Raw genomic sequence first — 11954 nt, forward strand, 5'->3', positions numbered from 1 at the left:
CCCGCCGCAAAAGGCTCGGCGCGCTTACGAGTGCGACCGAGGCGGCATTACGGCAGCAGCTTGAGCGCCGACGACGCGACGTCCGGCACCGCAATGCCGTGGCTCGTCGCATACCGCACGGCGGCGCCGAGCGTACTGCCGATCGACTGAAGCTGGCCCGGCGCGCTCTGAGCGATGTACGACGCGGCCTTCAGATTGTTCGGATCGAGCCCCGCCTGCAACAACGAAGCGGGATTCTCTGCGCTCAGCCCGCCGAGCCCCGATTGCAGGTGCGAATACTGCGTGAGGCCTTCGCCAAGCGACGTGAGTCCATGCGTGAACGCAGCTTTGTCGACACCGGCCCCCGCCGCCGCCCCGCCGCTTGCGCCGCGCGACGCGAACGCCTGCGTCAGCGCCTGTCCGACCGATTGCTGCGCGCCGCCTACCTGCGACAGCGCGCTTGGCGTCAATGCAGACGCGCCGCGCTGGGTCAACAAACCTGCCGCCTGCTGCGCCTGTCCGGCCGCACCGCTGAGCCCCATCGCCGACGCAAGGCTCGCTTGCCCGGCAAGCACCTGCTGGTTCGCGCCGACATACGATTGCAGCAATTGCGAAACGCCCATCGAGCCCGCCTGCTGTTGCGACGCGCCTGCGCCGCCCAACAGCGACGAGCCGAGATTCTGCAAATCGAGTTGCGCGAACGCACCGTTGCCCGCCAGCAGCATGGCGCCCGCGCAACCGGCAAGCGCTGCGCGCTTTGCCAAACGGTGAATCGTCTTCATGCGAATCTCCCTATGAATCAAATCGTGCCGAGTCGAATTGTCGGGGCGGGATTGCGGCCAATGCAATCACGGATACATATCGAAACGAATCGCCGGCCGGCTCACGCGCCCGGCAACGGGGGGCGGCGCGCGCTCACCCAGTCGCATTCGCTTTCGTATGCATGCGCGAGCTGAAGCACCGCGAAGTCGTCGCGCGGCCGGCCGATCAGTTGCATCCCCATCGGCAGGCCCGCCGCATTGAAGCCCACCGGCACGCTGACGACCGGGCAGCCGGCCAGCGTCCACGGCACGACGGTTTCCATCCAGCGGTGATAGGTGTCCATCTCGCGCCCTGCGATCGTCGCCGGCCAACGCATGTCGACGTCGAACGGGAAAACCTGCGCGGCCGGCGCGACAACATAGTCGTAGCGGTCGAAAAATGTCGCGAGCGTCTGATGCCACGCACTGCGCGCGGCGCTCGCCTCGAGGATGTCCGCCGCCCCCAGCGTCAGCAATCCCTCGACTTCATAGATCGCCTCCGGCTTGAGCAGCGCGCGCCGCGCCGGCTCGCGGTAATGCATCAGCAGGCTGCCGCCGGCCAGCCAATGCCGGTGCGCGAGCCAGGTTCGCCACAGCCGCTCGGGCGAAAACGGCGGTAGCGCAGCGTCGATCTCGCAGCCGATCGCACGCAGCGCGCCAAAGCTCGCTTCGCACAGCTCGAGCACGCCCGGCTCGGTGGCGAGATAACCATTCCAGTCGCCGACCCACGCGATGCGTGTGCCGCGCAGATCGGCATCGAGCGATTGCGCGAAGCGGCGCGGATCGTCGGCGAGCGACAGCGGATCGCGCCGGTCATAGCCGGCCTGGATCGCGAGCAATTGCGCGACGTCGGCGACCGTGCGCCCCATCGGCCCTTCGGTGCCGAGTTGCTGGACGAACACGTCGAGCGCCGGCCAGTGCGGCACACGCCCCTGCGAAGGCCGCATGCCGTACACGTTGCAGAACGCGGCCGGATTGCGCAGCGATCCGCCGAAATCGCTGCCGTCGGCGACGGGCAGCATCCGCGCGGCAAGCGCGGCCGCCGCGCCGCCGCTGCTGCCGCCCGCGCTCTTCGTCCGGTCGTAGGGGTTGCGCGTCGCGCCGTAGACTTCGTTGAACGTATGCGAACCGAGCCCGAACTCCGGCGTGTTGGTCTTGCCGATGAATACCGCGCCCGCCGCGCGCATGCGCGCCACCACCAGCGCATCGGCCGACGGCGTCATCGTGCGGAAGATCGGCGAGCCGAGCGTCGTCACGATCCCCTTGGTCATCGATAGATCCTTCGGCGCCTGCGGCATTCCATGCAACCAGCCTGCATACTCGCCGCGCGCGAGCGCGGCGTCCTTGTGCGCGGCCTCGTCAAGCAGCGCGCCGCGCTCGCGCAACGCGACGATCGCGTTGATCTCGCCATTGACGCGCTCGATGTGATCGAGATACGCGCGCATCGTCTCGACGCACGAAACCTCCCTGCGCCGGATCGCATCGGCAAGCCGGTGTGCGGGCATCTCGACGATCGGATCGAGCTGGGCGCCATGCGGTGCATTCGGCTCGGACATGCAGCCCTCCTGTTGATGTAATGAGCGGTGGATGGGAGAGTCTGTCGGGCCGTCGCTCTGCCGGACAGCAGCCACGCTCTGCTCGACGTCTCCCGCCGCCGCACGCGGCGGCGCGGGCATCTGCCCGGGCAGAGCGCGCGTGATCGGCGCTCCCGTCGCTGAACGGTTCACGCTGCCGCCAGTCGCGATTTTGCGCTAACGATACTGCACGCACATCGTCGCCGGCCGCTTGGGCCAAGCGTTGTCTGCACGGGTTTCTCCCAACTTTCATGCCCCGGCAATATCATTACATTGATCAATGTAATGATATTGCCGGTAGCGCGACATGCTGCGCGCCGCCGTTATTGCCCTCACATCGCACGATCGATTGGGATACCCATGTCGACAAACCCAGAAAGTAGCAAACCCGCGCGAATTCCCTGCCCAACCGTCGATAGCGAGCGTCCCGCCGCAGATATCAAAGGCCGGCTGGCCAGCTTTGGCGCGACGTTCGCCAGCCGCCTGCTTGGAACCGTGCAGCCGCATCAGCATTTCGGGATGCCGTCGCCGCTCGTCTTTGCGCCGCACGAGAACTCGCGCCGTTATGGCGCAACCCATTTCGGCGTGATGATTCCCGACCTTCCGGCGCCGCACTCGTTTATGGCATTCGCATCGTTGCTTGGCATGACGGGCATGAAAATCACGGATGCGGCCAACATCGTCAGCATGGACGGCCCGCGGCATACCGCGGTGCTGGTGCATGGCACCGCGGCGGCGACGAACCGCGCGCTTACCGCGTACTCGATGAAGCGCGATATGACCTTCGCGCCGGACGGCAGCCTGGTCCGCTTCGGCGAAGACGCCGAACTGTCCGGCCGCTATCCGCGGTTCAGGCTGAAAACGTCGCGTCCGGGCTTCGACGTCGATTTGAACCTATCGGCAACGGGCGAATGGACGTGGTTTGTCCATAGCCGCCTGTATCAGCACATCGCGCTGCTGGCACGCTACGAAGGCGTCGTTTCATGGCAAGGCAATTCGATGCCCGTCTCCGGGCTCGCCTCGTGGGAGTACTACCGGACGATTTCGCCGTATTTGCTGCGCAACGCCCCGCTGCCGCCCCGCTTCAGGATTCCGCTCGACTTTTTCACTTACCAGATCATCAATCTCGACAGCGACACCCAGCTTCTGCTCGCATATGTGACCTTCATGGGCCGGCCGGCCGCTCGCCTTGCCCACCTGCGGCGCGCGGGACGCGGCGCCACTCAGATCGACGGAAAAATCAGCTTCACGGTGCTCACCGTGCAGGACACCCCGGCCGTTGCGCCTGATGCAAGCGTGATGTTCCTGCCGCGCACGTTTCGCTGGACGATTACCGATCGCAACGGCAAACAGCTATTCGAAATCAATGCGACGGTGGATACGGAGATGCTTTATGGCCTTGCCGCCGGCTATGTCGGGGGCTATCGCTGGGAAGGCTCCTATAACGGCAAGCCCGAGAGCGGGCGCGGTTATATCGAGTACATCGACCAGCGGGGATGAATTCCGTTTGCACGGCAGAATCCGGGCCGCGTTAAAACAGTTTCCGACGGTTCGCCGATCATCGGCTTGCGCACGCCGGACATGAATCGGCGGGCTCTTTGACAGTCGATGCCTCAAAGCGAGGCCGCTTGCCAGTTCTCCGCCGGCTGCGCTGATGCCGATGCGACAACGCGCAAGCGCCACGCGATTCGCATTCGGCTCGTTCCGGCATAACGGGTTTCGTCGCCGGCTCGACCGGCTCAACCGATACGCCGCTTCGCCTGGCGGGCGCATAGCCGCCGCCCTCGCACATGTCCCTGCCCGGACACCTAAAGCCCGAAAGCTCAAAGGCAGCCCCCTCGTTCGACGACGCGCCACGAGCCAATTTCGCGCAAATCATGCGCTGTTGGATCGGCGCCGATTATTTATGCGCATAAACTTATATTTTTTATAATTTCAATAACTCTAAAACGAGCGGGGCGCCGTTTACGACATTTTTATGCGTCCCTCGATTTTCTTTAGCCCATATCGACAGCAACCGCACTAGCCTACGAGCATCTCGTTACGCAACAGGTTTGGTCATGCTCAAGCTGCTGGTCCCCATCGGCCACTCGCCGCGCTCGCTGCAGGCCGTGCGGCACGCCGTGTTTCTGTACCGCGAGCGATGCGCATCGGAAGTCGTCCTGGTCAACGTCCAGCCTCCTCTCGAATCCACCCGTCTCGAAGCCTTCCATTCGCTCGCGAAACTCCGCCGGATCGAGCATGAGTTTTCGACAAGCGATCTCTCCCAAGCCATTCGCATCCTCAACGATGCACACGTCAAATACTCAGTGACGATGAAGATCGGGCCGATCGCCGATACGATCGCAGCCTGCGCGGCTGAAAACGGCTGCGACGAAATCGTCGTCGCCGCGCCCCGCCGCGACCCGTTTCACACCCTCACCCATTTCTTTCGCCGCAGCATCCTCGATCGCCTGGTGCGCGTGACGACCGTTCCCGTCACCGCCGTGCGCTGACGCTCGAGCCCGTTCGCGCAAATCCGCTCGCGGCCGAACCGGGCCATCGCGCCCGCGCGCGAGCCGTGCGCCATGCGAAGCCGCGCGGCGGTGAGCGGTGAGCGGTGAGCGGTGAGCGGCGAGCGGCGAGCGGCGCCGCACCTGCTCGAAACATGTGCGCCAATACGACACGACCGCCTGCCGGCATAAGCCGGCAGGCGGTCGAGAAAAACAGACTGAAATATCGGCTTGCTGATCACACCGGCCGGCATAGGCGCATCGATCCGCCTATGCCAGCGCCGCCTCGCGAAACAGCGAGCGAGGCCGGCGCCGTGAAACCGCTACTTCAGGCTTCCCACTCGCTTACCACTGATATCCCGCGCCCAACGTCGCACCGGCGCCGCCGCGCGTGCTGGTGGTGACCGAGCCCTTGAACACCCACTTGCCGTTGTCCGTCACGGTCGACACACCCAGCGCGAAGCCCTGCTGGCCATGCCACGTCGAACCCGCGACCGCCACCATGCTCTTGCCCGCGCCGGTCGCCTGCGGCAATCCGGCCACCGCCATCGCAGCAGCCACGCCGCTGTACATGTCGCGGCGCGCGCTGTCGATCTGCTGGTTGGTGTACTGATTGGCCTGGTTCACCGCACCGCCGACGCTCGCGTTCAACTGGTTGACGTTCACCGCATCCGTGCCGTTGACGCCCGGCGCAACATTGGAGATCGTGCGCTCGTTGCCGACCGAGCCGACCGACACCGTGTTCGATGCGCTCGCAACCGAATGCGCACCCAGCGCGACCGAGTTGTTGCCGGATGCCGACGCGCCGTCGCCGATCGCGACGCTGTTCGAGCCGGACGCCACGCTACCGCTGCCGACCGCCGTCGCCCCCGCGCCGCTCGCCACCGGCGCCGTGTAGTTCGACGGATTACCCGTCGCCCATTGCTGCGCCGGCTTGCCGCCGTTCGTGCCGCCGTTCGAAATGTTGGCGATCGACTGATTCAGCTGCGAGACGGCCGATTGAAGCTGGCCGAGGTTCACGGCATCCGTCGCCTGCGTGCCCGCCGCAACGTTGGTGATCTGACGCAGCGAGCCTTCGAGGCCGACGGACACCGCGCCCATCGTCGTCGTGAAGCTGCTGCCCGAGATCGGGTCGGTATAGGTGCCGGCCGCGCGGTTCGCGACCGACCCGGCGCCAAGCGCCACGCCGCCCGCCGTCGCCACCGATGCATTCGCACCCAGCGCGAGCGATTGTCCGCCCGTTGCCTGCGCACCGCTGCCGAGCGCAACGTCACCCTTGACCGCCGTGTTGCCGCTCACGCCGGCCACCGCGTTCAAGCCCTGCGCGATCGACTCGTCGCCGTAGGCAGTCGCCGCCGGTCCCACCGCGACGCTATCGGTGCCAGCCGCCGACGAATCGGTGCGGGTCGAGTTCGCGTGGAAATATTTGATCCCGCCGCCGTTGACAGCGCTATCCACCGCGCTCGCCACCGCATACAACTGGCTGCCGTTGACGGCATCCGTCGACGTCGGCGAGATGCGGCCCGCCGCGACGTTCGTGATCTGACGCTCCGCCCCCTGGGCGCCAACGCTGACGACGCTGGTCGGATTCGCGCCGGCAAAGCCGGACAGCGTAATCTGTCCGCCCGACGCGGTCGTGATCGTCGCGCTGCTGGTGGGGTTGGCCGCCGCAACCGACGAACCGTTGCCGATGGCAACGGAGCCGTCGAGGCCCGAGCCGATCGTCACGTTGTTGCCGAGCACGAACGCATTGCTCGATTGGATCGTGTTGCCGTTGCCGAACGCGCCGGAATTGGCACCCGATACGACGTTGCCCGTGCCGATGCCGATCGCCTGGCTACCGCTTGCTTGCGAGCCCGAGCCGATCGCCACCGCGTTGACGCCAGTGGCGCTCGCAAAGCCGGACAGCGCCGACGCATTGTTGACGCTCGTTGCGCCGCCGATCGCCACCGCGCCCTGCGCCGTCGCTTGCGCGCCGCCGCCTACCGCGACGGCACCCGGGCCGCCGGCGGTCGAATAAGCGCCAAGCGCATTCGAATAATAAGAGGACGACTGCGCGCCTTCGCCGAGGGCCACCGTGCCGCTCGCCGTCGCCGCGGCGTTCGTGCCGACCGCAGTGGGCGACGAGACGTGCAGCGGATCGCTGCTATCGCCTTGCGCCTTCGCGCTCCAACCGATCGCCACGCCGCCGCTGTCTTGAACGCCGGCCGCCGCGCCGGTGTCGCGCAGCGCTTGCGCATTCAGACCGATCGCGACGCTATACGGCATGTCGGCGATCGCGCTGGTGCCCATCGCGGTCGCGCCGTCGCCGCTCGCGCTGGCATACGCGCCAAACGCCGAGCTGAGGCGGCCGATCGCGCTCGCGTGATCACCGTAAGCCGAGCCGCCTTCGCCGTTCGCATTCGCGTAATTGCCGACGGCCGTGCCGTACAGCAGCGAGCCTGCGCTGAAAGCCGGATTGTTGAGCACCCACGGCGAGCCGGGCGCGTACCCGGTATTCGCACCGGGGCCGGCGGACGCGTTATAACCTGCCGCATAGCTGACCTGTGCGACGGCGTCGGTCGCAATCCAGCCGGTCGCCGCGAAAACCGACAGCGACATCAAGCTCAGCTTCACCCATGAAAAACGCGTTTGGCGGGAAACCGCCGCTTCGCCTTCAGCACGAGCCATGACCCGATCCGCCGATGCAACCGTTCCCGTCGATCCCTTCGATCCCGAGATTTCAGAAACCGCAACCAATTGGCCTCGCGCCTTATTCCAGACAACGTTGTAGATTTTGTTCACGCAATATCCCCTATTAATCGGATTCGCGCGGGGCGTTATCAGGGTGAATATCCGATAAAAACGATTACCGGACAGTTGCCGGAAACGGAAACCTGCGGTGCATCGAGAATGTCAAATCATTTAGCGATTTTCGATCTACTGCCCGCAAACCCTGGTCACTCCTCGCAGCCACGGATATTAAGTACTTTCTACCCTTTGATCTTTCAAACACTTTAAAAGAGTGACCTAACCAACATTGCGAATAACAGCTAGAAAACCAGAGTAGACCAGCGAACATACTTTCAAAAAACTTGAAATAGCGGGTCATTTAATAATTGCGCAGTTATTTTTTACATTGAACGGTAAGCCACCGAACACTCGGCATCTTTTCAAAACAAAATTTGTCTTTTCAAAAAAGAAAAAATCAGATAATTCCGGGCGCAGTTAAAAGCGGCGCTTATCCGATCACTCGCGCCACGCCTTCGTTCACTGTGTTTTTTTGCCAACGCACAAAAACAAACTGCCCGGAAAAATCCCGGGCAGTGGGTCTGCGATTTCAATATCCGCTTAAGAGCGGCGGGCGCGTCATGTCTGCGGTTTTTCGAGCATCGGCCTTTTCTTTCGTTTTGAAGCCGACGAAATGCAGTATCAGCCCATTAGCGGACGGCGCGATCGCACGCCCGGTAAAGGCGGGTAAAGCGCGGGGCTCCGATCGCACGCGACATCATGATGGGTGCGACGAATGGCGCAATCGTCAGCCACACGCAGCCGGCTGCGCGAATGCTGGCCGGATAGTGCGCGGATGGGAAACGGATGAGCCGATGAAATCCGACGCCATCAGGCCAAGCGCGAGCGAGCAAAATGCCGCGACGACATAGACGCACGCCGCGTGATGCCCCGCTTGCACGCACGACAAACGACCCGGCGATTACCGGCTTGCGGGCCACGCCGTCGACGGCAAGCGGCGAGAAGAGCGAGCCCGGCGGCAGTAGGCGGAAAGAAATCGAATCACAACGCGATGGCCATGCGGTTTCGACGCCGCGCGCCGGCAGCCACTGCCGCTCGGCGACGCGAGCCCGGCGCGTCACGCCCTCCGATCAAGCCGCCCGCATCAGCCGCGCGCACGCGAGCGCACCACCTCGGGCCGCGCCGTTACCCAGCGAAACGTCAGATTAATCCGCTCGCCCAGCACCGCCGGCGCCTTGGGCACCCGATGCCGCCACTCCTGCTGCGTGCGGCCGCGCATCACCAGCAGGCTGCCGTCGGTCAGCCGATACGCGTGCGCCGCGCCAGTGCTGTTGTGCCGCAAATCGAACACGCGTGCGGCGCCCAAGCTCACGGAAGCGATCACCGGCTGCGGGCCGAGTTCGGGCTCATCATCGGCGTGCCAGCCCATGCTGTCGAAACCGTTGCGATAGCGATTCAGCAGCACGCTGTTGAATCGCGCGCGGCACGCCGCCTCGACCCGGCGCTTGAGTTCGAACACGGCAGGCGTCCACGGTGCCGGCACGTTGCGGATGCCCGAATACACGTACACCGCGTCCGGCTCCGCCTGCCACGCCGTCAGCCGCGGCAGCGGCAACGGGCCGCGCGGAGTGCGCATCACGTCTTGCCGCCACGCAACCTCGTCGACGATGCGCGCACGCAGCTGCCCGGCCTCGGCCGGCGCGAGCCAGTCCGGATACCAGTCGACATCGGGTTGGGGCAAATCGTCGAACAAATCGAGCATCGTCGGTCAAAATCTCCGCATCCGGCTATCATCGCGGCATGGCGTTCGCTTCGCTCCATCAGGCGCGCCGCCGTTTCACCGAAATTCTAGCCGCGCGAACGCGACGCCGACGCACTCGTCCACGCTCCGCCGTTCGCACGCTCACTTGGACGTTCATCATGGCACGACTCCCCGATTCCGCTCTCGACCTGATCTTTCGCACCGCGCGCACGCACAACGCCTGGCTCGACAAGCCCGTGGACGACGCACTGCTCCACGAACTGATCGATCTCGCCAAGCTCGGGCCGACGTCGGCAAACGCGAGCCCGGCGCGCTTCGTGTTCGTCAAATCGCCGCAGGCGAAGGCCAAGCTCAAGCCCGCGCTATCCGAAGGCAATGTCGCGAAGACGATGAGCGCGCCCGTCACGGTGATCGTCGGCATGGATCTCGCGTTCCACGATCAGTTGCCGAAACTCTTTCCGCAAGTCGACGCGCGCAGCTGGTTCGCCGGCAACAACGCGCTGATCGAAGCCACCGCATTTCGCAACGCATCGCTGCAAGGCGCGTACCTGATCGTCGCAGCGCGCGCGCTCGGCCTCGATGCAGGCCCGATGTCCGGCTTCGATCAGTCCGCTGTCGACACCGCGTTTTTCGCGGGCACGTCGATCAAGTCGAACTTTCTGATCAATCTCGGCTACGGTGACCCCGCCGGGCTGTTCCCACGCAATCCGCGCCTGTCGTTCGACGAAATCGCGCGCATCGCATAACGTGACGCCATCGCGGGTGGCGGGTGGCGCGCGCCACCCACCTTCTCCGCCTTTCTCCCCCTCGCCCATGCGACGCTTCTCCTCGTTTCTGCTGCGCTTCATTGCCATCGGCGTGCTGCTGCACGTCTACGTCGGCCTGCGGCTCCTGCCCGACCTCGATTCACCCGTCGCACGCTATGCAGGCGCGTCATGGCTCGTCGCATCGTGTGTGCTGATTCCGCTCGGCATGCTGTCGCGCGTCTTCGAGCGCCAGCCGCTCGGCGATCGCGTCGCATGGGTCGGATTGATCGCGATGGGCTTTTTCTCGTCGCTGTTCGTGCTGACGCTCGCGCGCGACGTGCTGCTCGCGTCGTTGCTGAGCATCGACGCACTCGCGCCCCGCACGGTGTCGCTCGCGCACTGGCGCACGCTGACGGCCGTCGGCGTGCCGCTTGCCGCGCTCGCGGTCAGCATCGTCGGCTTCTTCAATGCGCGGCGCCGCGCGCGCGTCGTCGACGTCGACGTGCCGATCGGCGATCTGCCCGCCGCCCTCGACGGCTTCACGATCGTCCAGATCAGCGACATTCACGTCGGCCCGACGATCAAGCGCGGCTATGTCGAGGCGATCGTCAGCGCGGTCAACCGGCTCGAGCCCGACCTCGTCGCGGTGACGGGCGACATCGTCGACGGCCCGCTCGCGCAGCTCGCCGGCCATGCCGCGCCGCTCGGCGAGCTGCGCGCACGTCACGGCGCCTACGTCGTGACGGGCAACCACGAGTACTACTCGGGCGCCGACGAATGGATCGCCGAGTTCCGCCGGCTCGGCCTGAACGTACTGCTCAACGAGCATCGCACGCTGGAGCACGGCGAAGGCCAGCTCGTGATCGCGGGCGTCACCGACTACTCGGCAGGCCACTTCGACCCCGCGCATCGCAGCGATCCGGATGCGGCGCTTGCGGGCGCCCCGGTCGACGTGCGAATCCGCGTGCTGCTCGCGCACCAGCCACGCAGCGCAAGTGCGGCTGCCGACGCGGGCTTCACCCTGCAATTATCCGGCCACACGCACGGCGGCCAGTTTTTCCCGTGGAATCTGTTCGTCAGACTGCAGCAGCCGTTTACCGCCGGGCTCGCGCGCCTGAACGGCTTGTGGGTTTATACGAGCCGGGGCACCGGATACTGGGGGCCGCCCAAGCGGTTCGGCGCACCGTCGGAAATCACACGTGTGCGTCTCGTGCGTCCTGAGGCGGAAGCAGGTTAGATCACCGCGTCGCTCGGGTTGACGCACACGACGAGTCCCCCCTAGAATCCCGGCCATCCATTTTTGTCAGGAACCGTCGTGGACAGTAGCAGCATAAGAAGAAAGTCCGCACGCCGTTTCGCCTGAACGCCCAGTCCGCCGCATTGGTCTGCCGCCGCTCGCGTTCAACGGAACGCGGGCGATCTCCGTTTCACACAACCGCACTCGTTCGCACGCTAAAGTCGCGTGCGGCGTCCGCGATACGCGCGACCCCGCGAGGGCTGCCCGCACGCATCGCGCGCGGCGCATTCAGCATGGCAGAACACCAATGACTCTCGAATTCGCACTTCGTCTTTTCACCGCCTTCGCATGCGGCGTCGCGATCGGCCTCGAACGGCAGATACGCCAGCGCACGGCCGGGCTGCGGACGATCACGCTCGTCGCCAGCGGCGCATGCCTGTTCGTCACGCTCGGCGTGCTCACGGGCAACGGCATTGCAGGCGTCACGCAAATCGCCGCGTATGTCGTATCCGGCGTCGGCTTTCTCGGCGGCGGCGTCATCATGCGCGACAAGGGCTCGATCCAAGGCATCAACACCGCGGCCACGCTCTGGTGCTCGGCCGCGGTCGGCGTGCTGTCGGGCGCGGGCCACTAT

At 65.2% G+C, this 11954-nt stretch carries 9 protein-coding genes; 5 read left to right on the forward strand and 4 right to left on the reverse strand.

What is annotated here, in order from left to right; translation table 11 throughout:
• Nucleotides 1-47: 47 nt before the first annotated feature.
• Nucleotides 48-761: a hypothetical protein gene (locus BSIN_RS23710; RefSeq protein ID WP_089342232.1), complete on the reverse strand. Its 714-nt coding sequence runs from the start codon at nucleotides 759-761 to the stop codon at nucleotides 48-50.
• A gap of 101 nt (nucleotides 762-862) precedes the next feature.
• Nucleotides 863-2335 (reverse strand): amidase, encoded by a 1473-nt coding sequence (locus BSIN_RS23715; RefSeq protein ID WP_089342233.1) that lies wholly within the window; start codon nucleotides 2333-2335, stop codon nucleotides 863-865.
• Nucleotides 2336-2713: 378 nt separating this feature from the next.
• On the opposite strand from BSIN_RS23715, the gene BSIN_RS23720 reads away from it, so the two are divergent.
• Both BSIN_RS23720 and BSIN_RS23725 read left to right on the forward strand, forming a co-directional pair.
• Nucleotides 2714-3853: a DUF6670 family protein gene (locus BSIN_RS23720; protein WP_143757540.1), complete on the forward strand. Its 1140-nt coding sequence runs from the start codon at nucleotides 2714-2716 to the stop codon at nucleotides 3851-3853.
• 560 nt (nucleotides 3854-4413) lie between these two features.
• Nucleotides 4414-4848 (forward strand): universal stress protein, encoded by a 435-nt coding sequence (locus BSIN_RS23725; protein ID WP_089342235.1) that lies wholly within the window; start codon nucleotides 4414-4416, stop codon nucleotides 4846-4848.
• A gap of 342 nt (nucleotides 4849-5190) precedes the next feature.
• On the opposite strand, the gene BSIN_RS23730 is transcribed toward BSIN_RS23725, so the two are convergent.
• Nucleotides 5191-7629 (reverse strand): YadA-like family protein, encoded by a 2439-nt coding sequence (locus BSIN_RS23730; RefSeq protein ID WP_089342236.1) that lies wholly within the window; start codon nucleotides 7627-7629, stop codon nucleotides 5191-5193.
• 1090 nt (nucleotides 7630-8719) lie between these two features.
• Nucleotides 8720-9337 carry an alpha-ketoglutarate-dependent dioxygenase AlkB family protein gene (locus BSIN_RS23740; protein ID WP_089342237.1) on the reverse strand — a complete coding sequence of 206 codons (618 nt, stop codon included), beginning with the start codon at nucleotides 9335-9337 and terminating at the stop codon, nucleotides 8720-8722.
• Nucleotides 9338-9495: 158 nt separating this feature from the next.
• Here BSIN_RS23740 and BSIN_RS23745 point away from each other — a divergent pair, with 158 nt between their 5' ends.
• The 3 genes from BSIN_RS23745 to BSIN_RS23755 form a co-directional block, all read left to right on the forward strand.
• Nucleotides 9496-10083 carry a malonic semialdehyde reductase gene (locus BSIN_RS23745; protein WP_089342238.1) on the forward strand — a complete coding sequence of 196 codons (588 nt, stop codon included), beginning with the start codon at nucleotides 9496-9498 and terminating at the stop codon, nucleotides 10081-10083.
• A 67-nt stretch (nucleotides 10084-10150) separates the two neighbouring features.
• A complete protein-coding gene (locus tag BSIN_RS23750; RefSeq protein WP_069235748.1) occupies nucleotides 10151-11320 on the forward strand; it encodes a metallophosphoesterase in 1170 nt (389 codons plus the stop codon).
• A gap of 307 nt (nucleotides 11321-11627) precedes the next feature.
• On the forward strand, nucleotides 11628-11954 hold a 327-nt coding region (locus BSIN_RS23755; protein ID WP_143757542.1), incomplete at its 3' end, for an MgtC/SapB family protein.

The sequence above is a fragment of the Burkholderia singularis genome (genome assembly GCF_900176645.1).
Lineage (GTDB): Bacteria > Pseudomonadota > Gammaproteobacteria > Burkholderiales > Burkholderiaceae > Burkholderia > Burkholderia singularis.